The sequence below is a fragment of the Sphingomonas sp. NPDC019816 genome (assembly GCF_050274375.1).
Classification (GTDB): Bacteria; Pseudomonadota; Alphaproteobacteria; order Sphingomonadales; family Sphingomonadaceae; genus Sphingomonas.
On the sequence record NZ_JBNNOB010000053.1, the window covers coordinates 1 to 22578 of the forward strand.

Below are 22578 nucleotides of genomic sequence, written 5' to 3' on the forward strand. Positions count from 1 at the left end.
GGAGGGGCGTGCCAAGGTTCGCATGCAGGAACACCTTGAAGTAGTGCTTGCCGATAGCCCGGTAACGCACCCCTCCCGCAGGCGGGAGGGGATGGGGGAGGGCTTCGCCACAAGCCAGACGGCGGCGCTAAACCGCCCCCGCCCGCCGCGACATAGCCCTTGCACTCGCGAGATGATGCGCATGTGTGATCGCCACCGCCAGCGCATCCGCCGCATCCGGCCCGGTCAGCTTCACGCCGGGCAGCAGATGCCCGACCATCGCCTGCACCTGCTTCTTGTCCGCACCGCCGGTGCCGACGGTCGCCTTCTTGACGATGCTGGGGTGATATTCGCCGACGATCAGCCCGGCCTGCGCCGCCGAGAGCAGGACGACGCCGCGCGCCTGACCGAGCTTCAGCGTCGACTGCGCATTGCTGTTGCCCAGCACTTCCTCGACCGCCGCGCCGTCGGGCTGTTGCTGGCGGATCACGTCATAGAGCGCGGCATGCAGGTTCGCGAGGCGGCGCGGCAGCACCATCGACGGCTCGGTCTTGATCTGACCGTTGGCGACATGGCGCAGACGATTGCCCTCCGCCGCGATCACGCCCCAGCCGGTGGTACCGAGGCCGGGGTCGAGTCCGAGAATGATGGCGGGGGGTGGGGTCATAAGTATTGCACGTGCCACCTGCCCTCCCCCGCACAAGACCGGGGAGGCGTCAGGATCAGCCGAGCTTTTCCATCACTTCGTCGGAGACTTCGTAATTGCCCCACACGGTCTGGACGTCGTCGTCATCGTCCAGCGTGTCGATCAGCTTGAACAAGGTCGCCGCCGCCGCTTCGTCGACCGACACCATGGTCTGCGGACGCCAGGCGAGCTTGGCACCTTCGGCCTCACCCAGCACGGGCTCCAGCGCCTTGGCGACTTCGTGCAGATCGGCCTGTGCGGTCCAGATTTCATGACCGTCTTCCGACGAAGTCACGTCCTCGGCCCCCGCTTCCAACGCCGCCTCGAACACCTTTTCGGCGTCACCCGCGCTGGCCGGATAGTTGATCAGGCCCATGCGGTCGAAGCCATGGCTGACCGAACCGGCGGTGCCGAGGTTGCCGCCATTCTTCGACACCGCGGTGCGCACGTTGGTCGCGGTGCGGTTGCGATTGTCGGTCAGCGCCTCGATGATCAGGCTGACGCCGCCGGGGCCAAAGCCCTCATAGCGGATTTCCTCGTAATTCTCCCCGTCGCCGCGCGAGGCCTTGTCGATCGCGCGCGCGATATTGTCCTTGGGCATCGAGGCCGCCTTGGCCGCGTTGACGGCGGCGCGCAGACGCGGGTTCATGTCCGGGTCGGGCGTGCCCATCTTCGCCGCGACGGTGATTTCGCGGGAAAGTTTGGAAAATGCTGCCGAGCGCTTCTTATCCTGCGCGCCCTTGCGGTGCATGATGTTCTTGAATTTGCTGTGGCCTGCCATCGGTGCCTCTTGAGATGATCGGGCTCTTTACGACCGCGCAAGGGCCTTTGCCAACCCGTCGATCTTCGCCTCCAGCGTATCGAGCCGTTCGGTGACTCCGTTGTCGAGCTTGTGGTGCAGCCGCAATATGTCGATCTCGGCCCGCAAATTGGTGCGATAGTCCAGGCTGGCCGCCAGCCGGTCCTTCGCCGATTGCCGGTTCTGACTCATCATGATGACCGGCGCCTGGATCGCCGCCAGCGTCGAGAGCATCAGGTTCAGGAAGATGTAGGGGTATGGATCGAACGCCATCCCGAAATGGCTGAGCACGTCCGAATTGAGCAGCATCCACCCCAGCAGGATCACCGAAAAGGTGATGATGAAGCCCCAGCTGCCCCCGATCGCCGCCACCCGGTCGGCCAGCTTCTCACCCCAGGTCGACGTCTCGTCGGCGACATCGGCGGCGTCGCGCGCGCTGAGCTGACCCGACTCGATATCGGCGATGACCTGGCGTTCTTCCTCATCCAATTCGTGCGCGGGCTTGCCCAGCGTGCGGCGGGCGATTTCGGCGGCGGTCGATAAAGCCATAAGCGGGGCGCTCCTCGGCAAGGAATCAAATGCCTTGCTCCTTGGGGCGTTGATCGGCCAAACGCCAGAGTCATGACGGTACGCGTGGATATGGGAACCGACGAGCGTGGCTCGTCGGTGCCGATCGATCTTGAGGAACTGCTGGCGACCCGCCTGCTGGTGCAGGGCAATTCGGGGTCGGGAAAGTCGCATCTGCTGCGCCGGTTGCTGGAGAAATCGGTGGGCCAGGTGCAACAGGTGGTCATCGATCCCGAGGGCGATTTCGTCACCCTGTCCAAGGCGTATGGCCATGTCGTGATCGAGGCGGGCGACTATGCCGAGCGCGAGGTCGGGCGCTTTGCCAGCCGCATCCGCGAACACCGCGCCTCGGTGGTCCTCAGTCTCGAAGGACTCGAGATCGAAGGCCAGATGCGCTGCGCCGCGACCTTCCTCAACGCGCTGTTCGATGCCCCGCGCGAGCATTGGTATCCCGCGCTCGTGGTGGTGGACGAGGCGCAGCTGTTCGCGCCCACGACCGGCGGCGAGGTGACCGAGGAGGTCCGCCGCGCTTCGCTATCCGCCATGACCAACCTGATGTGTCGCGGCCGCAAGCGGGGCCTGGCGGGGGTGATCGCCACCCAGCGACTCGCCAAGCTGGCCAAGAATGTCGCGGCGGAGGCGTCCAACTTCCTGATGGGCCGCACCTTCCTCGACATCGACATGGCGCGCGCGGCCGATCTGCTCGGCATGGAGCGGCGACAGGCCGACTCGATCCGCGACCTGGCGCGCGGCACCTTCCTGGCGCTCGGCCCAGCCGTCTCGCGACGGCCGATCACGGTAAAGATCGGCGCGGTCGAGACCTCGGCACGCTCGGGCAGTCCCAAGCTGACCCCCCTGCCCGATGCGCCGCCGCCCGATTTGCAGGAACTGCTCTTCGCGCCGGTCGAGGAAGCCCCGACGCTGCCCATGACCTTCGACTCGCGGCCGCGCCGCGTGCCCGCCGAGGAACTCATGGCCGATCTCGGCCGCCCGCCGCTGCCGACCACCGCCGCGCCCCCCGCGCCGGAAATGGACGAGGGCGAGGTCGAGGCGATCTACGAACAGGTGCTGCGCGCGATCGTCGAAGACCCCGAATCGACCTTCCGGCCCGCCTCGGTGCTGTTCCAGGATTTCCAAGTGCGCTGCCGGATGGCGGGGCTGGCCCGGCCGCCGCTCGATCTGAATGGTTTCGCCCGGCGCCTGTCCTGCGCACGGGCGGGGATTTTCGATGTGAATGATCCCGACTGGCAGGAGGCGCTGGCGCTGGCGGCGATGCTGCCCGACGACATGCTGGGCGCGTTCCTGCTGGTCGCGCGGGCCGCGCGCGAGGGGCTGCCTTGCCCACCGGATACCAAGATCGCCGAGACGTATGGCACGAGTTCGCTGGGCCGGGTGAAGCGGCTGATCGCCTATATCGAGAGCCGCGACCTGTTCGTGTGCCGCACCGACCTGACGGGCAAGCGGTCGATCACGATTCCGCGGCTCGGGTGGACGACCCAGGCGGCGGAGATGGGGTGAGGGTTTCGCTTGGCCTTCGACTTCGCTCAGGCTGAACGGGGTGGGTATTTGTGGCTCAAAATCCCAAACCCCCGTTCAGCCTGAGCGAAGTCGAAGGCCACGCCCCGCCACTTGCCACAAACAAAAAGGGCGACGGAGCCACCAGCCCCGCCACCCTTCGCATTTCCGAAACCCGAAACCGGGATCAGATCATGCCCAGTGCCTTCATATACACTTCGAGGATGGCTTCCTCTTCCTGATATTCTTCGCGCTTCTTCTTGCGGATCTGCATGATCTTCTTGATCGCCTTGGGGTCGTACCCGCGCGCCTTGGCTTCGGCGAAGACATCCTTGATGTCGTCCGAAATGCCCTTCTTCTCTTCTTCCAGCCGCTCGGCCCGCTCGATCAGCAGGCGCAGCTCGTCGGCCGTCACATTGCCGCTGCTGTCGAAATTCTCGTCCGCCATTGTCTTACAACCTTCTTGAAATCCGGTCCGCTCCCAGGAATCCGCCGCCACGACGCACGTGCCCGCCCATGGGCAAGGTCGGTCCGGCGCGGATGTCGGGATCGGGGGCGGTCTAGGCGGTTCCGCGCCTGCGCTCAAGCGGGGGTTAACGGTTCTTCTTCACGCTCTCGGCCATGCGTGCCAGCTGCTCCGGCGTCGCCTCACCCTGATGCTCGGCCTTCCACTGGTCGTACGGCATGCCATAGATCGCCTCACGCGCGGCCGCCTTGTCGACACCGGCCGCCTCGCCCACCCAGTCGGACAGACAGTTGCGGCAGAACCCCGCCAGCCCCATCAGGTCGACATTCTGTGCATCCGTCCGGTGGCGCAGGTGCATCACCAGCCGCCGGAACGCCGCCGCCGCCGCCTGATCATCGATTGCATTCAACGCATCCACGCTATCGCTCATATTCGTCGCTCCTAGGTTGATCGTAACGCATTAGGCTTTAGGACACTGGCCGCAAAGCAGCAGGATGTGATGATGACCAAGGCCCTCCCCCCGCGTTCGCGCAAAGTCCGCGTTCTCGCCACGCTCGGCCCGGCCAGCAGCGATCCCGAGACGATCGCCACCCTGTTCCAGGCGGGGGCGGATGCGTTCCGAATCAATATGAGCCATGGCGATCAGCAGTCGAAGATCCCGCTCATCAAGGCCATCCGCTCGCTGGAGGAACGCTTCGGCCGTCCGACCACGATCCTGGCCGACCTTCAGGGGCCGAAGCTGCGTGTTGGCAAGTTCGCCGATGGCAAGGTCATGCTGGAAACCGGCAGCACCTTCGTGCTCGATCGCGACCCGACGCCGGGCGATGCCACGCGCGTCGAGCTGCCGCACAAGGAGATCTTCGCCGCGATCGAGCCGGGCGCGCGCCTGCTGCTCGACGACGGCAAGCTGGTCCTTCGTGTCGCCTTCCACGATGCCGAGAAGATCACCACGCTGGTCGAGGTCGGCGGCGCGCTGTCGAACAACAAGGGGCTGAACGTTCCCGACGTCGTGCTGCCGATGGCCGCGCTGACCGAGAAGGATCGCTCCGACCTGGCTTTCGCGGTCGAGCAGGGTGTCGACTGGATCGCCCTGTCGTTCGTGCAGCGTCCCGAGGACCTGATGGAGGCGCGCGGCCTGATCAAGGGGCGTGCCGCCCTCCTCGCCAAGATCGAGAAGCCGCAGGCGATCGATCGGCTGGAGGAAATCGTCGAGCAGTGCGACGGCGTGATGGTCGCGCGCGGCGACCTGGGCGTCGAACTGCCGCCCCAGGCCGTGCCGCCGCTTCAGAAGCGTATCGTCGAGGTGTCGCGCCGCATGGGCCGCCCGGTGGTGGTCGCCACCCAGATGCTCGAATCGATGATCCAGAGCCCCTCGCCCACCCGCGCCGAGGTGTCGGACGTGGCGACCGCCATCTATGACGGTGCCGATGCGATCATGTTGTCGGCCGAGTCGGCGGCGGGGTCCTGGCCGGTCGAGTCGGTCGCGATGATGAACGCGATCGGTGTGTCGGTGGAAAACGACCCCGGCCACGGCGAGCGTGTCCACTTCACCGCGATGACCCCCGACCCGACCACCGCCGACGCGCTCGCCGAAGCGGCGGCCGGCATTTCGCGCACCGTGTCGTCCAAGGCGATCATCTGCTTCACCACCAGCGGTTCGACCGCACGCCGCGTCGCGCGTGAGCGCCCCTCGGTGCCGATCCTGGTCCTGACGCCGCAGCTGGAGACGGCGCGTCGTCTGGGTCTCCTGTGGGGCTGTCACGCGGTCCACACCCGCGACGTCGAGTCTTTCGAGGAGATGGTCGGCAAGTCCAAGCGCATGGCGCTGCGCCACGGCATCGCCGAGGCGGGCAATCAGGTCGTGCTGATGGCCGGCGTCCCCTTCCGTACGCCGGGGTCGACCAATGTGCTGCACGTCACCCGCATCATGGGCGACGAACTGGCGAATTACGGGGACGGAGTCGAGGCGTAAGTCCGGCCGCCTTCTGGCCTGAGAGATGAGAGGGCGGCGGGGTATCACTCCGTCGCCCTTTTGCTTGGGTCGACGCCCGATACACCGGACAAGAAAAAAGCCAGCGCCGTAGCGCTGGCCTTATCTGGTGCAGACATGACTGCTTGTTAGCCGCCAGTACCGCAATCTCTGAGGCCGCAAACATCACCGAAGACCGCGTCCCGGTCAAGTCCATTTGCCGCCGTTATGGTTTGACTTCCTATTCCGTGCACCGCCCTTTTCTCGGTACACAAAGGGGTCCATCATCCCGGTGAACGATGGATGGGGGAGCTATGGACTGGCGGCTTGGATTGGATCTCGGTGCGAACTCACTGGGATGGGCAGCGCTCCGACTGGACCGTGCGGGCGATCCCGCCGGCATCCTCGCCATGGGCTCGCGCATCTTCAGCGACGGGCGCGATCCCAAGTCCGGCGCTTCCTTGGCGGTCGATCGGCGTGCTGCGCGCGCGATGCGGCGGCGGCGTGACCGGTTCAAACAACGTCAGGCCGCGCTCCTCAAATATCTGATCCGCGACGGCCTGTTCCCTGCCGATCAAAGTGAGCGGCAAAGGCTGGCAAGCGAAGACCCCTATGCCCTGCGCGCCCGCGCGCTCGACGAGGAATTGTCGCTGTTCGAAATCGGCCGGGCGCTGTTCCACCTCAACCAGCGGCGCGGCTTTCAGTCCAACCGCAAGGCGGATCGCGGCCAGGATGACGAAGCGGGCAAGATCGCGGTCGGTGTCGACCGGCTGAATCAACAGATGGAGGAGCAGGGCGCCCGCACGCTGGGCGAGTTCCTGCATCAGCGCCGCCGGGCCGCCACCGATGCCAATCACATCCCTTCGGTCCGCACGCGCCTGCGTCCCGAAACCGGCGAGGGGGCGAAGGGTGATGGCTATGACTTCTATCCCTCGCGCGCGCTGATCGCCGAGGAGTTCGAGGAGATCTGGGCCGCGCAGGCACCGCATCACCCCGACACGCTGACGCCGCAGGTCCACGACCGGTTGTACGAGATCATCTTCCACCAGCGTCCGCTTCGCGCGCCGCAGGTCGGGCAATGTACGCTGGTCGCCGGCGAGACCCGCCTGCCCAAGGCGCATCCGCTGTTTCAGAAGCGCCGTCTACTCGAAGAGATCAACGCGCTGATGATCGTGCGCGCGGGCGAAGTCGCGCAAAGGCTAACGCCCGAACAGCGTGACAAACTCTTCCTGTTCTTGAAGACTCGTCCCAAGGCCAGCTTCGTAGCAATGCGTAAGGAACTGAAGCTCGATCCGGCCGATCGTTTCAACAAGGAAAGCGACAATCGCACGGATTTGAAGGGCGACGAAGTCGCGGCCGAAATGGGTAAGAAGACCCGCTTCAGTACGCGCTGGCAGCATCTGTCGACTAATGAGCAATGGGAGGCCGTCCAACGGCTGATGGCGATCGAGAGCGAAGCGGACGAGGCCGCCTTTAGCGACTGGCTGATCGCGGCCTATGATCTGTCGCTCGAACAGGCCGCGGCGGTGCTGGGCGCGCGACTGCCACAAGGCCATGGCCGGTTCGGGCCGACCGCGACCACGACCTTGATCGACTCGCTGCTCCACGACCGGACCGAGGATGGGCGGGTGGTCGTCTATAGCGAGGCGGTGCAACGCTCGGGACTGGGTCATCACAGCGACTTCCGTGACCGCCGCGATGACGAGGACGTCACCGAGCTCCCCTATTATGGCGTCGCCCTGGAACGCCATATCATGCCCGGCACCGCCGAGCCGACCGACCCGGAAGAGATGCGGATCGGCCGCCTGACCAACCCGACCGTGCATATCGGGCTGAATCAGCTACGCCATGTCGTGAACCGGCTGATCCGCGCCTATGGCCCGCCCAAGGAGATCGCGATCGAACTCGCGCGCGAATTGAAGCTGAACGAGGACGAGAAGAAGAAGCGCAATAGCGAGAATCGCGACAACCGGCTGGCCGCCGAAGGACGCTCGAAGAAGCTGGAGGAAATCCGCCAGCGCGATACCGGCGCCAACCGTGCGCTGCTGAAATTGTGGGAGGAACTCAATCCCGGCAACGTCCTCGACCGGCGCTGCATCTATACCGGCGAGCAGATTTCGATCGACATGCTGTTTTCCGACCGGGTCGAGGTGGATCACATCCTGCCCTTCTCCCAGACGCTGGACGATTCGAACGGCAACAAGCTGCTGTGTCTGCGCGAGGCCAATCGCGAGAAACGCCGCCGTTCGCCTTACGAGACCTGGGGACATACCGATCGCTGGCCCGACATCGCCGAGCGCGCCTCGCGCCTGCCCAAGCCCAAGCGCTGGCGGTTCGAACCCGATGCGATGCAGCGCTTCGCGACGGAAGACGGCTTCCTGGCGCGGCACCTGGTCGACACGCAATATCTCGGCCGGTTGGCGCGCGAATATCTGTCCTGGCTGTATCCCGGGCGGGGCGAGGGATCGGGCCATGTCTGGGTTTCGCCCGGCCGGCTCACGGAAATGGTCCGGCGCAAGCTGGGGCTGAACGACCTGCTGCCCGACCATAATTTCGGCGGCGGCGCGGACCAGCCAAAGAACCGGCTCGACCACCGCCATCACGCGATCGACGCGCTGGTCGTCGCGATCGTCGACCGGGGAATGCTGCAGGCCATCGCCCGCGCTTCGGGTCAGAACGGTAGCGAGGGGCGCGAGCGCATCCATATTCCCGTGCCCTGGGACGGCTTTCGCGACGATCTGCGCGTGGCGGTCAATGACATCATCGTGTCGCACCGTCCCGACCATGGCACCGTGGCCAAGGCGGGATTGGCGCGCGGCCGCGACCAGACGGCCGGTCGCCTTCACAACGATACCGCCTATGGCCTGACCGGCGAGACCGACGCCAAGGGCAACAGCATCGTCGTGCGCCGCGTGCCGCTATCGGCGATCAGGAAACCCGCCGACATCGCGCGGGTCCGCGATCCGCTGCTACGCGATGCGCTGGCCGAGTTCACCAAGGGGCTGGACGGCAAGGCGTTCGAGGCACGGATCGCGCGGTTTCACGAACTGGGGCCGCTCCTCTATCGCGGCATCCGCCGGGTCCGCGTAATCGAAACGCTGACCGTCATCCCGATCCGCGATGCCGAGGGCCGGGCCTATAAGGGCTATAAGGGCGACAGCAATTATCGTTACGATGTCTGGGATATGCCGGACGGCAAATGGCGATGTCAGGTCGTGTCGATGTTCGACGCGCATCAGTCGACCGAACAGGCACGGCCGCATCCGGCCGCCCGCAAGATTCTCAGCCTGCAGCGCAACGACATTCTCGCGATCGAACGGACCGAAGGGGATCGTGAACTGGTTCGCGTCGTCAAATTTTCCGAAAAGCAGTTCGCCGTCGCGCCCCCGCATGAAGGCGGCGCGCTCAAGGCGCGTGACGGCGATGCCGACGATCCGTTTCGTTATATCTACCCCTCCCCCAACACGTTGAAGGGCTGGCGCGCACGTCAGGTCCGTATCGACGAACTGGGCCGCGTGCTCGACCCAGGCTTTCCCGCCCGTAAGACCGTAAGGCGCACCCGCCCCCGCGTCGCGCCGGTCGACTGACGAGGGACGCGGCCGCGATGGGTTTGGAACGGATCGTCGATATCGCCACCGACAACCGGCATCTGTCCGCCCATCGCGGCTTCCTGATCGTCTCGGAGGAGCGAGTCGAGGTCGGCCGCGTCCCGCTCGACGATGTCGGCGCGGTCATCGTGCACGCGCACGGCGTCACCTGGTCGACCAATCTGATCGTCGCTTTGGCCGAACGCGGCGCGGTAATGCTGTTGTGCGGGAACAACCACAGCCCCGCCGCCATCTGCCTGCCGATCGACGGTCATCACGCCCAGAACGGCCGGATGCGCGCGCAATGGGAGGCCGGGCGTCCGCTGTCCAAACAATTGTGGCGCTCCCTCGTGGTGGCGAAGATCCGCTGGCAGGGCGCGGTGCTGGCGGCCAACGGCCACTCCGCCACCGCCTTCGATCATCTGGCGCGCAAGGTCGGATCGGGCGACCCCGAGAATATCGAGGCGCAGGCCGCGCGCCGATACTGGCCGCTCCTGATGGGCGAGGCGTTCCGGCGCGACCGCGATGCGGAGGGTGCCAACGCGCTGCTGAACTATGGCTATGCGGTGATGCGCGCCGCCTGCGCCCGTGCGGTCGTGGCGGCGGGACTGCATCCGTCGATCGGCGTCCATCACGCGCATCGCGGCAACCCCTTCGCACTCGCCGACGACGTGATCGAGCCGTTCCGCGCGCTGGTCGACGCGCTGACCATCCGGTTGATGACCCATGGCATCACCGGGGTGACGGCCGAGGCCAAGCGCGCCTATGCCGGCCTGATCGCGGTCGACCTGATGCTGGACGACGGGGTCACCACCGTCTGGCTCGCGATCCAGCGCACCGCGCAGACCTTGGCACGCAGTTTCCAGACCGGCCGTGCCACCGATCTGATCCTGCCCGCGCCGCCCTCCGCGCTGGAACTGGCCGCCCTGGACGGATTGATCGCGCGATGAGCCGTCGTCTCGCCACCGCGCCCATCCCCGCGAGCGGCGCGTCACAACTGTCGGGATATCGGCTGATGTGGATTTTCGTGATGTTCGACCTGCCCGTCACCACCAAGTCCGAGTCGCGCGCCGCCACCAAATTCCGCCAATATCTGCTCGACGAGGGGTTCGAGAAAAGCCAGTTCTCGGTCTATGCCCGCTTCTGCAGCGGCAAGGAACAGATGGAAGCCTATCTCCGCCGGATCGAGGCGAACCTCCCCGACAAAGGCGAGATCCACATATTGAGCTTCACCGACCGGCAATATGAGAATATCATCCGCTTCGCCGGCCAATCCCGCCGACAGCCGCGCAAAAACCCTGATCAATTGGCTCTGTTCTGATGATTGCCGATCGTTTTGACCATACCGGATGGCGGATTTCGCCGTTGTGTTTCAACGGGATAACCCACCATCCAGTATAGCCGCTCAGAGATTGCGGTCTAGCGGCAACACGCCTTGCTCAGGGGTTGCAGCGCCAGGCAGTATAGCCGCTCAGAGATTGCGGTCTAGCGGCAACCACTTCGTCCTATCGCCGTCAGCACCTCGCAGTATAGCCGCTCAGAGATTGCGGTCTAGCGGCAACGCTATGCGGTGGTACTCCGACGCGCTCCCCAGTATAGCCGCTCAGAGATTGCGGTCTAGCGGCAACGACGCCTGACGAAGGCGCGGACGACGACGCAGTATAGCCGCTCAGAGATTGCGGTCTAGCGGCAACGACAGAGCCGACGCGCTGGTATGGGCTCTGAGTATAGCCGCTCAGAGATTGCGGTCTAGCGGCAACGTCGAAGATGAAGCCGGGTACGAAGGAAAAAGTATAGCCGCTCAGAGATTGCGGTCTAGCGGCAACCAGAAGCGCAAGGCCCCGCCGATCCGCACGAGTATAGCCGCTCAGAGATTGCGGTCTAGCGGCAACTCGGAGGTGAAGACGAGATTGCCATTCACGAGTATAGCCGCTCAGAGATTGCGGTCTAGCGGCAACCCGCGCGACGATCTTCCCGACCTACAAGTTAGTATAGCCGCTCAGAGATTGCGGTCTAGCGGCAACTCAGGCTGGGTCGTCAGCGGGGCGGGGCGGAGTATAGCCGCTCAGAGATTGCGGTCTAGCGGCAACGGCCGCCCTGCCCCGTCGAACGTCACAGACAGTATAGCCGCTCAGAGATTGCGGTCTAGCGGCAACCGTGCACCAACGCAGCGTGTTATTGTTCGAGTATAGCCGCTCAGAGATTGCGGTCTAGCGGCAACGAGGAAGGCGTCGGCGATGTCATCCCCTCTAGTATAGCCGCTCAGAGATTGCGGTCTAGCGGCAACTGGACACACCGGCGCTGCGGAAGGCCCGAGAGTATAGCCGCTCAGAGATTGCGGTCTAGCGGCAACGGATCGGTAGCTTCCTAGCGCGGACGTTCGAGTATAGCCGCTCAGAGATTGCGGTCTAGCGGCAACGCCTTGCTCGCTGGCCAGCTTCCACATAGTAGTATAGCCGCTCAGAGATTGCGGTCTAGCGGCAACCAATGTCGCCCCTTGGCCATCTTGTCGCGGAGTATAGCCGCTCAGAGATTGCGGTCTAGCGGCAACCCAATCCACCTTCAGGTCGTCGCTCATGCTAGTATAGCCGCTCAGAGATTGCGGTCTAGCGGCAACATGACCTCTTTGCGTTGGCAGCTCACGCCCAGTATAGCCGCTCAGAGATTGCGGTCTAGCGGCAACGAGCCGTGCTGGTAGATGAACTGCGTAAGGAGTATAGCCGCTCAGAGATTGCGGTCTAGCGGCAACGCCCTGACATAATCCCCGCTATGGCGGGGGAGTATAGCCGCTCAGAGATTGCGGTCTAGCGGCAACCCAGCCGCGCGATCTGCTCGGCGGTGAAGTAGTATAGCCGCTCAGAGATTGCGGTCTAGCGGCAACTGGTTCCGACGTGGCGATGCGCAGCTCGACAGTATAGCCGCTCAGAGATTGCGGTCTAGCGGCAACGGCATCGCCCGCGTCTCCGCGACGCAATCGAGTATAGCCGCTCAGAGATTGCGGTCTAGCGGCAACTCTTCGAGACGCTTGACGCGCTCGGTGACAAGTATAGCCGCTCAGAGATTGCGGTCTAGCGGCAACTCGGACCGCGCCGGTATCGCGGCCGTCATCAGTATAGCCGCTCAGAGATTGCGGTCTAGCGGCAACCCGCGCGACGATCTTTCCGACCTACAAGTTAGTATAGCCGCTCAGAGATTGCGGTCTAGCGGCAACTCAAACTTCATGGTGCCGTCCTTTCCTGATAGTATAGCCGCTCAGAGATTGCGGTCTAGCGGCAACCCATGGCCATGCTCAACCTCCTTACCGCTGAGTATAGCCGCTCAGAGATTGCGGTCTAGCGGCAACTTGATGCGGGCGCGGGTCGGTTTCCAAGCGAGTATAGCCGCTCAGAGATTGCGGTCTAGCGGCAACTGAGCCTGCCGCCAATCGCGGGCACATGGTAGTATAGCCGCTCAGAGATTGCGGTCTAGCGGCAACCGGTGCGGTTTGAGCCCGCGTTCCGCCGGGAGTATAGCCGCTCAGAGATTGCGGTCTAGCGGCAACCGAGCAAAGGCCGGTGATGATGGCCAGCCGAGTATAGCCGCTCAGAGATTGCGGTCTAGCGGCAACGCATCGCCAATCTGCTGCTCGACACCTCGCAGTATAGCCGCTCAGAGATTGCGGTCTAGCGGCAACTGGACTTCATCAAGAAAGAGGTTCGCCTGAAGTATAGCCGCTCAGAGATTGCGGTCTAGCGGCAACACCCACGCCCCCTGCTCACCCGCCGCCCCGAGTATAGCCGCTCAGAGATTGCGGTCTAGCGGCAACCAAGTGGTGGTCGAGCCGGTGCCGGTGGCAAGTATAGCCGCTCAGAGATTGCGGTCTAGCGGCAACTCGCAGAAGCTGCCGTCCGTGCAGACGAGGAGTATAGCCGCTCAGAGATTGCGGTCTAGCGGCAACGCGAACTGTTCCGGCTCCGTGATACCCCAGAGTATAGCCGCTCAGAGATTGCGGTCTAGCGGCAACGTCCGGCCGGCGCGGCTGGAACGTGCGGATAGTATAGCCGCTCAGAGATTGCGGTCTAGCGGCAACGAATAAAGAAACGACCACTACGCGCCCACGAGTATAGCCGCTCAGAGATTGCGGTCTAGCGGCAACCAGCCCGTCTATCGCTTAAACGAACGATATAGTATAGCCGCTCAGAGATTGCGGTCTAGCGGCAACTATAGCGAAGCGGACTGAGGATGAATACTTAGTATAGCCGCTCAGAGATTGCGGTCTAGCGGCAACATGAAAGCCGCACTGCACAGAACCTGACAAAGTATAGCCGCTCAGAGATTGCGGTCTAGCGGCAACAGAACCGACACACAACAAGCGTGTCAGAACAGTATAGCCGCTCAGAGATTGCGGTCTAGCGGCAACGCTACGGCTAATCCCACATCGATAGCGATCAGTATAGCCGCTCAGAGATTGCGGTCTAGCGGCAACCAATAAGCAAAGCGAAGCAACACCCGCCATAGTATAGCCGCCCAGAGATTGCGGTCTAGCGGCAACAGTACTTGTCGCATATCAATCAACGGACAAAGTATAGCCGCTCAGAGATTGCGGTCTAGCGGCAACTCAACTCGTCAACAATCTACGCCATACCTAAGTATAGCCGCTCAGAGATTGCGGTCTAGCGGCAACACGCCGTAGGACTCACAGACCTTCAGCGAAAGTATAGCCGCTCAGAGATTGCGGTCTAGCGGCAACGATCTGACGGACGGGCCGCGGGTGGGTCGCAGTATAGCCGCTCAGAGATTGCGGTCTAGCGGCAACGGCCTTGGTCAGCTCGCCAGCGCGGCGATCCAGTATAGCCGCTCAGAGATTGCGGTCTAGCGGCAACCGCAAGATCGACGGGTTGGCCTGGGTAGCGAGTATAGCCGCTCAGAGATTGCGGTCTAGCGGCAACACGCGGCGGCCTTCCCGCTCGATACGGCGGAGTATAGCCGCTCAGAGATTGCGGTCTAGCGGCAACTGACCGCGATCTTATCACGCAGCGCACCTAAGTATAGCCGCTCTGAGATTGCGGTCTAGCGGCAACCGCCCATGACCGTGACCATCACGCCCGCGTAGTATAGCCGCTCAGAGATTGCGGTCTAGCGGCAACTCTCGGCAGAATAGCCAGTCAACAGGCTGCAGTATAGCCGCTCAGAGATTGCGGTCTAGCGGCAACCCAAGGACATGGCCAGCGCGCAGGAATCGAGTATAGCCGCTCAGAGATTGCGGTCTAGCGGCAACGAGTTGGCCGTCGTCCATGTCGTGTCTCCGAGTATAGCCGCTCAGAGACTGCGGTCTAGGAGCAACACCGGCGTCGACGTCGAAATCGTCTTTTGGATATAGCATCTCCGAAAGCTACATCCAATGTCTATGCGACGTGGCCGCCCGCGGTACATCCCATTATTCTTCACTACGCAAACCAACAGAAAGGGGCAGGCACTTCGCAGTGCCCGCCCTTTCTGCCATCCGGTAAAACCCGATCATATGTGGATCGGCTTGCCCTGCACTGCCATGGCAGCTTCCTTGAGCGCCTCGGCATGGGTCGGGTGCGCGTGGCAGGTGTAGGCGATGTCTTCCGACGTCGCGCCGAACTCCATCGCCTGCGCGGCCTGGGCGATCATCGTGCCGGCGAGCGAGGAGATGATCCACACGCCCAGCACGCGATCGGTCTTGGCGTCGGCGATGACCTTCACGAAGCCATCGGTGTCGCGGTTGGTCTTGGCGCGGCTGTTCGCCATGAAGGGGAACTTGCCGACCTTGACCTCGCCGCGCTCCTTGGCGGCTTCTTCCGACAGGCCGACACCGGCGATCTCGGGCATGGTGTAGACGACGCTGGGGATGACATCGTGGTTCACGATGCCGGTCTGGCCAGCAATGTTCTCCGCCACCGCGACGCCTTCGTCCTCGGCCTTGTGCGCGAGCATCAGGCCCGGCGCCACGTCGCCGATCGCCCAGACGCCGTCGACATTGGTCGCGAAGTCATGGTCGATCTCGACCTGGCCACGGCCGTTCAGCTTCACGCCGGCGGCTTCCAGGTTCAGCCCGTCGGTGTTGGGCTTGCGGCCGATCGCGACCAGCACGGCATCGGCCGACAGCGTTTCCGCCGCGCCGCCAGCAGCCGGTTCGACCGACACGGTCGCGCGGTCGCCCTCGACGGTGACGCCGGTCACCTTGGTCGAGGTCTTCAGCTCCATGCCTTGCTTCTTGAACAGCTTGGCCGATTCCTTGCGGACCTCGCCATCGAAGCCGGGCAGGATCTGGTCGAGATATTCGACGACCGTGACCTTGGCCCCCAGGCGCCGCCAGACCGAGCCGAGCTCAAGACCGATCACACCGCCACCGATGACGACCAGATGCTCCGGCACCTTGGGCAGCGCCAGCGCGCCGGTCGAATCGACGACGACCTTCTGGTCGATCTCGACGCCCGGCAGCGGGGTCACGACCGAGCCGGTCGCGATCACGATGTCGCGCGCGGTGACGGTCTGGTCACCGACCTTGACCGTGCTCGAATCCTGGAACGCCGCCTTGCCCTTCAGCCAGGTGACCTTGTTCTTCTTGAAGAGATATTCGATGCCGCCGGTCAGCTCGCCGACCGCCTTGGCCTTTTCGGCATGCATCTGGTCGAGGTTGAGCTTGGCGCCCTCGATCTCGACACCGAACTTGGCGAGGGCACCATGCGATGCTTCCTCGAACAGCTCGGACGCGTGGAGCAGCGCCTTGGACGGGATGCAGCCGACATTGAGGCAGGTGCCGCCCAGCGTCTCGCGCGCTTCGGCGCATGCGGTCTTCAGGCCCAGCTGCGCCGCGCGGATCGCCGCGACATAGCCGCCGGGGCCGGCGCCGATCACCAGGACGTCATAGTCATACTCAGCCATTTGTCTCTCCCGTTCCCCGGCTCTCGGGGTCCAGCCTGCGGGCGCACCCGCCTGTCACAGCAAAAACGGACCCTCGACCGTTCGAGGGCCCGTATAGATCACAAAGCGATCAGAGGTCGATCAGGATGCGCGTCGGATCCTGGATCGCGTTCTTCAGCGCGACGAGGAAGGTCACCGCCTCACGGCCGTCGATGATGCGGTGGTCGTAGGACAGCGCCAGGTACATCATCGGGCGGATGACGATCTGACCGTCGACGACGACCGGACGCTCCTCGATCCGGTGGAGGCCCAGCACCGCCGACTGGGGCGGGTTGATGATCGGAGTCGACATCAGCGAGCCGAACACACCGCCGTTGGAGATGGTGAAGGTGCCGCCCTTCATCTCGTCCATCTTGAGCGTACCGTCCTTGGCGCGCTTGCCGAAGTCGCCGATCGTCTTTTCGATGCCCGCGACCGTCAGGTCCTGCGCATCGCGGATGACCGGCACGACCAGGCCGTTCGGCGCCGAGACGGCGACCGAGATGTCGGCATAGTCGTGATAGACGATCTCATCGCCCTCGATCGACGCATTGACCGAAGGGATGTCCTTCAGCGCCATCGTCGCGGCCTTCACGAAGAAGCCCATGAAGCCCAGGCGGACGCCGTGCTTCTTCTCGAACAGGTCCTTGTACTTGGCGCGCGCCTCGATCACCGCGGTCATGTCGACGTCGTTGAACGTCGTCAGCATCGCGGCGGTGTTCTGCGCTTCCTTCAGGCGCTTGGCGATCGTCTGACGCAGGCGCGTCATCTTCACGCGCTCTTCCTTGCGCGCCGAACCGGCCGGAGCCGCAGCGGCAGGAGCAGCGGCCGGAGCCGGGGCGCTCGACTTGTTGGCGGCGGCGGCGGCGACATCTTCCTTGGTGATGCGGCCGTCCTTGCCGGTGCCCTTGATCGTCGCGGGGTCGAGACCATGCTCAAGCACCGCACGACGCACCGACGGCGACAGCGCGGCGGGCGAGTCGCTCGACTCGTCGGCGGCCGGGGCAGCGGCGGGCGCCGGAGCGGCCGCCGCCGGAGCTGCAGTCGCGGCAGGCGTCGCCGCTTCGGTCTTGGCCGGGGCCGAACCACCGGCATCGACGGTCGCCAGCAGCGCGCCGACCTGCACCGTGTCGCCGACCTTGACGGCATGTTCGCCCATGACACCCGCCACCGGCGAGGGCACTTCGACCGAGACCTTGTCGGTCTCCAGGCTCGCGATCGGCTCGTCGACGGCCACCGCGTCACCCGGCTGCTTCAGCCATTCGCCCAGCGTCGCTTCGGAGATCGATTCGCCCAGTACCGGGACCAGAACTTCAGTCGCCATTTCCATTTCCTCCGCCCGGTCCATCAACCGGGGCTCTTACGCGGGCGGGCAAAACGCCCGCGCCAGATTTCATCCCGCCCCGGCCCATCGAAAGGGCCGGGGCACTCGTCAGTCTCAGTCCGCCCCGGCCGTGGTCGGCTTGGCGGTGGTGTTACCCTCGCCGCGCGTCCGGCGGATTTCCTCGCGGACATTGTGGCCCAGCGCATCGGCGACCAGCGCACCCTGCTCGGCGGTGTGGCGCTTCATCAGGCCGGTGGCGGGCGATGCCGCCGCCGCACGACCCGCATAACGCGCACGCTTCACGCTCGCCCCGGCCTCGGCCAGTGCTTCCTCGATCAGCGGCTCGACGAAGAACCAGTAACCGTTGTTCTTCGGCTCTTCCTGCGCCCAGACCACGTCCTGCAGGTTCGGCATGCGCGCGATCCGCTTGGCGAGCGCGTCGCTCGGGAACGGATAGAGCTGCTCGACGCGCACGATCTGCGTGCCCGTGTCGCCCGCCGCGTCGCGTGCCTCGATCAGGTCATAGGCGACCTTGCCGGTGCACAGGACCAGCCGCGTCGTCGCCTCGTCGGCGGCACCGTTGGTGTCCGACAACAGGCGCCGGAAGTGGCTGTCGCCTTGGAAATCCTCGGCCTTCGACACCGCCAGCTTGTGACGCAGCAGCGACTTGGGCGTGAAGACGACCAGCGGCTTGCGGAAGTTACGATGCATCTGGCGGCGCAACAGGTGGAAATAGTTGGCCGGGGTGGTGCAGTTCGCAACCTGGATATTGTCGTTGGCGCAAGACTGGAGAAAGCGCTCGGGACGTGCGGAGCTATGCTCCGGCCCCTGGCCTTCATAACCATGCGGCAGCAGCATCACGAGGCCGTTGGCGCGCAGCCACTTGGACTCGCCGCTGGTGATGAACTGGTCGATCATGATCTGCGCGCCGTTGACGAAGTCGCCGAACTGCGCCTCCCACATGACCAGCGTCTTCGGGTCGGCCAGTGCATAGCCGTACTCGAAGCCGAGCACGCCATATTCGGACAGCGGGCTGTCCAGCACCTCGAAGCTGCCATGCTCGACGGTCTTGAGCGGCACATACTTGTGCTCGTCGGTCTGGTCGACCCACACCGCGTGACGCTGCGAGAAGGTGCCGCGACCCGAATCCTGGCCCGACAGGCGAACGCCATAGCCTTCCGAGAGTAGCGAGCCGAAGGCCAGGGCCTCGCCGGTCGCCCAGTCGAAATTCTCGCCGGTCGTGAACATCTGGCGCTTGGCGTCGAGCACGCGGTTCAGCGTCTTGTGAACCTTCAGATCCTCGGGGATCGTGGTCAGCGTGCGGCCGATCGCGTCGAACAGCTTCTTGTCGAGGCCGGTCTCCACGTTGCGGCGACCCTGATCGCTTTCCTTCGGCGCCGACAGACCCGACCAGCGACCGGCGAACCAGTCGGCCTTGTTCGGCTTGTAGCTCTGACCCGCCTCGAACTCGCCTTCGCAGCGGGTGGTGTATTGCTTGATATTCTCGTCGACCCAGGCCTGATCGACCACGCCTTCGGACACGAGACGCTTCGCATAGGTCTCGGCGACGCCGGGGTGCGAGCGGATCTTGTTGTACATCAGCGGCTGGGTGAAGCCCGGCTCGTCGCCCTCATTATGACCGAAGCGGCGATAGCACCACATGTCGATCACGATGTCGCGGTGGAACTTCTGACGGAACTCGATCGCCATCTTGGTGGCGAAGGTCACCGCCTCGGGATCGTCGCCGTTGACGTGGAAGACCGGCGCCTGGACGCCCTTGGCCACATCCGATGGATAGGGCGAGGAGCGCGCGAACTGCGGGCTGGTGGTGAAGCCCACCTGGTTGTTGATGATGAAGTGGACGCAGCCGCCGGTGTTGTAACCACGAATCCCTGAGAAGCCGAGGCATTCCCACACGATGCCCTGGCCCGCAAAGGCGGCATCGCCATGGATCAGCACCGGCACCGAGGCGGTGTGATCGGTCAGGTCGTCGGCGATCGTCTGGATCGCGCGGGTCTTGCCCAAAACGACCGGGTTGACCGCCTCGAGGTGCGAGGGGTTGGCGACCAGCGACATATGGACCTTGTGACCGTCGAACTCGCGGTCGGTCGAGGTGCCGAGGTGATACTTCACGTCGCCCGAACCGCCGATATCATCGGGGTTGGCCGAGCCACCGGCGAATTCGTGGAAGATCACGCGCAGCGGCTTGGCCATCACATTGGCCAGCACGTTCAGACGGCCGCGATGCGCCATGCCGAACACGATCTCGCGCACGCCCATCTGGCCGCCGTACTTGATGACCGATTCGAGCGCGGGGATCATCGACTCGCCGCCATCTAGGCCAAAGCGCTTGGTGCCGACATACTTCTTGCCGAGGAACTTTTCCCACTGCTCGGCCTCGATGACCTTGTTCAGGATGGCCTTCTTGCCATCGACGGTGAACTCGATCGCCTTGTTCTGGCCTTCCATCCGGTCCTGGAGGAAGCGGCGCTCCTCCACGTCCGCGATGTGCATGTACTCGAGGCCGACATTGCCGCAGTAATTCTTGCGCAGCGTGTCGACCAGCTCGCGAACGGTCGCCCATTCGAAGCCCATCGTGCCGCCCAGATAGACCTTGCGGTCGATATCGGCATCGGTGAAGCCGTGATATTCGGTCTTCAGATCCTCGGGCAACTCGCGCAGGCCCGACAGGCCGAGCGGATCGAGGTTCGCCGCCAGGTGACCACGCACCCGGTAGGTGCGGATCAGCAGCTGCGCGCGGATCGCGTCGCCCGCCGCCTTGACGATGTCGGCGGTCGAGGGGGCGGCGGCCGCAGCGGCTGCCGGGGCGGGCTTGCCACCCTTGGCAGGCTTGGGGGCGGGTTCCATCTGGGTCGGGTCGAGGCCCGCCGTCAGATCGTCGGTCGAGGTCAGCGGCCAGCGCGTGTTCTGCCAGCTGGGGGCGCCCACGCCCTGCTCCAGACCCTCGAAGAAGGTCCGCCAGCCCGCATCGACCGACGACTGGTCGGCCTGATACTTGGCATAGAGCGTTTCGATGAAAGCGGGGCTGACGCCCGCCGCGATGTCGCTGAATTCCTGGCCTTCGTAGCCCATGAGACGCTTCCTCGACCGCCCGTCTTATCAACTCATCGCCACCCCGGCACATCCGCCTGGGGTCCGCAGCCGCGAGCGGCCCGCCTGCCGCCACGGACCCCGGCGGGTGTGCCGGGGTGACGCGATACGCCTTACTTGTTCAGCACCGACAGCAGCGTCGAGCCGAGTTCCGACGGCGAAGCCGCGACCTTGATGCCGGCCGCTTCCATCGCCGCGATCTTGTCCTCGGCGCCGCCCTGGCCGCCCGACACGATCGCACCGGCATGGCCCATGCGACGGCCCGGAGGCGCGGTGCGGCCCGCGATGAAGCCCGCCATCGGCTTGCTGCGACCGCGCTTGGCTTCGTCACGCAGGAACTGCGCGGCTTCCTCTTCGGCCGAGCCGCCGATCTCGCCGATCATGATGATCGACTGGGTCTCGTCGTCGGCCAGGAACAGCTCCAGCACGTCGATGAAGTTGGTGCCGTTGACGGGGTCGCCGCCGATGCCGACCGCAGTGGTCTGGCCCAGGCCAGCGTTCGAGGTCTGGAACACCGCTTCATAGGTCAGCGTGCCCGAGCGCGACACGACGCCGACCGAACCCTTCTTGAAGATCGAACCCGGCATGATGCCGATCTTGCACTCGCCCGGCGTCAATACGCCCGGGCAGTTCGGACCGATCAGGCGCGACTTCGAACCCGACAGGGCGCGCTTCACCTTCACCATGTCCAGGACCGGAATGCCTTCCGTGATCGCGACGATCAGCGGGATCTCCGCGTCGATCGCTTCCAGGATCGAGTCTGCCGCGAAGGGCGGCGGCACGTAGATCACGCTCGCATCGGCGCCCGTCTTCGACTTGGCTTCGGCGACGGTGTTGAAGACCGGCAGGCCGATATGCTCGGTGCCGCCCTTGCCCGGCGTCACGCCGCCGACCATCTGCGTGCCGTATGCCAGCGCCTGCTGGGTATGGAACGTGCCGGTTTCACCCGTCATGCCCTGCGTGATGACCTTGGTGTTCTTGTTGACGAGGATGCTCATCTTAGCTCCCAACTCCATTGTGTCCCCGCGATGGCGGGGACCCAGTTCTGGGCTTCCGCTGTCACGGGAGCGCGATCGCTCAAAACAATGACTCGTACAGGTCGAGCCAATCCGGATTTTTCTCTTCGATCAGCCGCAGCTTCCAGTCCCGGTTCCACTTCTTGAGCTGGCGTTCGCGAAGCCGCGCACTGTCCAGTTCGTCATGGGCCTCATACCAGACCAGATATCTGCAACCGTATTTCTTGGTGAACCCGTCGACCAGGGCGTTGCGGTGTTGATAGGTCCGCTTCGCCAGGTCGCTCGTGACACCGATATAGATCGTTCCGTTCAGTCGGCTCGCCATGATGTAGACGTAGCCGACCTTGGTCATCCCGCCGCTCCATGTGTCCCCGCGAAGGCGGGGACCCAGTACTGGGCTCCCGCCTTCGCGGGAGCACATGGGAAAGCGACGAACAAATTACGCCAGCGACTCGTCGATGCCCTTGCAGGCGACGAGCAGTTCCTTGACCGCGTCGACCGAGACCTGAAGGTTGGCCTTCGCCTCGTCCGACAGCTTGACCTCGACGACCTTCTCGACGCCGTTCGCGCCGATCACGACGGGCACGCCGACATAGAGGTTGTCGATGCCATATTCACCCGACAGGTAGGCGGCGGCCGGCAGAATGCGCT

The 22578-nt window shown here is 64.3% G+C and carries 15 protein-coding genes, 1 pseudogene and 1 CRISPR repeat array; of the genes and pseudogenes, 5 read left to right on the forward strand and 11 right to left on the reverse strand.

The window, feature by feature from the left end; all coding sequences use genetic code 11:
- Nucleotides 1-127 precede the first annotated feature (127 nt).
- Genes ruvC through ACQKJZ_RS09715 form a run of 3 tightly spaced genes read right to left on the reverse strand, consistent with a single transcriptional unit; the run spans nucleotide 128 to nucleotide 2012 of the window.
- Nucleotides 128-646, reverse strand: a complete 519-nt coding sequence (gene ruvC / locus ACQKJZ_RS09705) for a crossover junction endodeoxyribonuclease RuvC (RefSeq protein WP_427730977.1) — start codon at nucleotides 644-646, stop codon at nucleotides 128-130.
- A gap of 55 nt (nucleotides 647-701) precedes the next feature.
- On the reverse strand, nucleotides 702-1445 hold the full coding sequence (locus ACQKJZ_RS09710; RefSeq protein WP_058734894.1) for a YebC/PmpR family DNA-binding transcriptional regulator: 744 nt from the start codon (nucleotides 1443-1445) through the stop codon (nucleotides 702-704).
- Nucleotides 1446-1472: 27 nt separating this feature from the next.
- A complete protein-coding gene (locus ACQKJZ_RS09715; RefSeq protein ID WP_322965839.1) occupies nucleotides 1473-2012 on the reverse strand; it encodes a DUF1003 domain-containing protein in 540 nt (179 codons plus the stop codon).
- Nucleotides 2013-2084: 72 nt separating this feature from the next.
- On the opposite strand from ACQKJZ_RS09715, the gene ACQKJZ_RS09720 reads away from it, so the two are divergent.
- Nucleotides 2085-3548: a helicase HerA domain-containing protein gene (locus tag ACQKJZ_RS09720; RefSeq protein ID WP_427730978.1), complete on the forward strand. Its 1464-nt coding sequence runs from the start codon at nucleotides 2085-2087 to the stop codon at nucleotides 3546-3548.
- 184 nt (nucleotides 3549-3732) lie between these two features.
- Here the strand turns inward: ACQKJZ_RS09720 and ACQKJZ_RS09725 are convergent, their stop codons facing one another.
- Nucleotides 3733-3993, reverse strand: coding sequence for a DUF2312 domain-containing protein (locus ACQKJZ_RS09725; protein WP_058746354.1), 261 nt, complete (start codon nucleotides 3991-3993; stop codon nucleotides 3733-3735).
- A 145-nt stretch (nucleotides 3994-4138) separates the two neighbouring features.
- The gene (locus tag ACQKJZ_RS09730) at nucleotides 4139-4441 is read right to left on the reverse strand and encodes a DUF1244 domain-containing protein (protein ID WP_427730979.1); all 303 of its coding nucleotides are present in this window, start codon (nucleotides 4439-4441) and stop codon (nucleotides 4139-4141) included.
- Between the two features lie 72 nt (nucleotides 4442-4513).
- Here ACQKJZ_RS09730 and pyk point away from each other — a divergent pair, with 72 nt between their 5' ends.
- The 4 genes from pyk to cas2 all read left to right on the forward strand — a co-directional run bounded on the left by pyk (nucleotide 4514) and on the right by cas2 (nucleotide 10888).
- Nucleotides 4514-5983: a pyruvate kinase gene (gene pyk / locus ACQKJZ_RS09735; protein WP_427730987.1), complete on the forward strand. Its 1470-nt coding sequence runs from the start codon at nucleotides 4514-4516 to the stop codon at nucleotides 5981-5983.
- 311 nt (nucleotides 5984-6294) lie between these two features.
- A complete protein-coding gene (gene cas9 / locus ACQKJZ_RS09740; RefSeq protein WP_427730980.1) occupies nucleotides 6295-9567 on the forward strand; it encodes a type II CRISPR RNA-guided endonuclease Cas9 in 3273 nt (1090 codons plus the stop codon).
- 17 nt (nucleotides 9568-9584) lie between these two features.
- Nucleotides 9585-10517 carry a type II CRISPR-associated endonuclease Cas1 gene (cas1, locus tag ACQKJZ_RS09745; protein WP_427730981.1) on the forward strand — a complete coding sequence of 311 codons (933 nt, stop codon included), beginning with the start codon at nucleotides 9585-9587 and terminating at the stop codon, nucleotides 10515-10517.
- On the forward strand, nucleotides 10514-10888 hold the full coding sequence (gene cas2 / locus ACQKJZ_RS09750) for a CRISPR-associated endonuclease Cas2 (RefSeq protein WP_427730982.1): 375 nt from the start codon (nucleotides 10514-10516) through the stop codon (nucleotides 10886-10888). The genes cas1 and cas2 overlap by 4 nt, the downstream gene beginning before the upstream one ends.
- Before the next feature lie 73 nt (nucleotides 10889-10961).
- Nucleotides 10962-14890: direct repeats of the CRISPR family, unit length 36 nt; unit sequence AGTATAGCCGCTCAGAGATTGCGGTCTAGCGGCAAC.
- Between the two features lie 173 nt (nucleotides 14891-15063).
- On the opposite strand, the gene lpdA is transcribed toward cas2, so the two are convergent.
- The 6 genes and pseudogenes from lpdA to ACQKJZ_RS09780 all read right to left on the reverse strand — a co-directional run.
- Nucleotides 15064-16458 carry a dihydrolipoyl dehydrogenase gene (gene lpdA, locus ACQKJZ_RS09755; RefSeq protein ID WP_427730983.1) on the reverse strand — a complete coding sequence of 465 codons (1395 nt, stop codon included), beginning with the start codon at nucleotides 16456-16458 and terminating at the stop codon, nucleotides 15064-15066.
- 109 nt (nucleotides 16459-16567) lie between these two features.
- On the reverse strand, nucleotides 16568-17800 hold the full coding sequence (gene odhB / locus ACQKJZ_RS09760; protein WP_427730984.1) for a 2-oxoglutarate dehydrogenase complex dihydrolipoyllysine-residue succinyltransferase: 1233 nt from the start codon (nucleotides 17798-17800) through the stop codon (nucleotides 16568-16570).
- A gap of 114 nt (nucleotides 17801-17914) precedes the next feature.
- Nucleotides 17915-20893, reverse strand: coding sequence for a 2-oxoglutarate dehydrogenase E1 component (locus ACQKJZ_RS09765; protein WP_427730985.1), 2979 nt, complete (start codon nucleotides 20891-20893; stop codon nucleotides 17915-17917).
- A gap of 131 nt (nucleotides 20894-21024) precedes the next feature.
- On the reverse strand, nucleotides 21025-21909 hold the full coding sequence (gene sucD / locus ACQKJZ_RS09770) for a succinate--CoA ligase subunit alpha (RefSeq protein WP_042484035.1): 885 nt from the start codon (nucleotides 21907-21909) through the stop codon (nucleotides 21025-21027).
- A gap of 79 nt (nucleotides 21910-21988) precedes the next feature.
- Nucleotides 21989-22279, reverse strand: a complete 291-nt coding sequence (locus ACQKJZ_RS09775; RefSeq protein ID WP_427730986.1) for a GIY-YIG nuclease family protein — start codon at nucleotides 22277-22279, stop codon at nucleotides 21989-21991.
- 87 nt (nucleotides 22280-22366) lie between these two features.
- Nucleotides 22367-22578 (reverse strand): annotated as a pseudogene (locus ACQKJZ_RS09780) (malate dehydrogenase); the annotation flags it as partial.

Excerpts from the sequence above, each read along its gene's own strand:
- lpdA (WP_427730983.1), bottom strand. The coding sequence starts at position 16,458 with ATGGCTGAGTATGACTATGACGTCCTGGTGATCGGCGCCGGCCCCGGC.
- ruvC (WP_427730977.1), bottom strand. The coding sequence starts at position 646 with ATGACCCCACCCCCCGCCATCATTCTCGGACTCGACCCCGGCCTCGGT.
- cas2 (WP_427730982.1), top strand. The coding sequence starts at position 10,514 with ATGAGCCGTCGTCTCGCCACCGCGCCCATCCCCGCGAGCGGCGCGTCA.
- ACQKJZ_RS09775 (WP_427730986.1), bottom strand. The coding sequence starts at position 22,279 with ATGACCAAGGTCGGCTACGTCTACATCATGGCGAGCCGACTGAACGGA.
- odhB (WP_427730984.1), bottom strand. The coding sequence starts at position 17,800 with ATGGCGACTGAAGTTCTGGTCCCGGTACTGGGCGAATCGATCTCCGAA.
- ACQKJZ_RS09730 (WP_427730979.1), bottom strand. The coding sequence starts at position 4,441 with ATGAGCGATAGCGTGGATGCGTTGAATGCAATCGATGATCAGGCGGCG.
- ACQKJZ_RS09720 (WP_427730978.1), top strand. The coding sequence starts at position 2,085 with ATGACGGTACGCGTGGATATGGGAACCGACGAGCGTGGCTCGTCGGTG.
- sucD (WP_042484035.1), bottom strand. The coding sequence starts at position 21,909 with ATGAGCATCCTCGTCAACAAGAACACCAAGGTCATCACGCAGGGCATG.
- ACQKJZ_RS09715 (WP_322965839.1), bottom strand. The coding sequence starts at position 2,012 with ATGGCTTTATCGACCGCCGCCGAAATCGCCCGCCGCACGCTGGGCAAG.
- cas1 (WP_427730981.1), top strand. The coding sequence starts at position 9,585 with ATGGGTTTGGAACGGATCGTCGATATCGCCACCGACAACCGGCATCTG.
- ACQKJZ_RS09725 (WP_058746354.1), bottom strand. The coding sequence starts at position 3,993 with ATGGCGGACGAGAATTTCGACAGCAGCGGCAATGTGACGGCCGACGAG.
- cas9 (WP_427730980.1), top strand. The coding sequence starts at position 6,295 with ATGGACTGGCGGCTTGGATTGGATCTCGGTGCGAACTCACTGGGATGG.
- ACQKJZ_RS09710 (WP_058734894.1), bottom strand. The coding sequence starts at position 1,445 with ATGGCAGGCCACAGCAAATTCAAGAACATCATGCACCGCAAGGGCGCG.
- pyk (WP_427730987.1), top strand. The coding sequence starts at position 4,514 with ATGACCAAGGCCCTCCCCCCGCGTTCGCGCAAAGTCCGCGTTCTCGCC.
- ACQKJZ_RS09765 (WP_427730985.1), bottom strand. The coding sequence starts at position 20,893 with ATGGGCTACGAAGGCCAGGAATTCAGCGACATCGCGGCGGGCGTCAGC.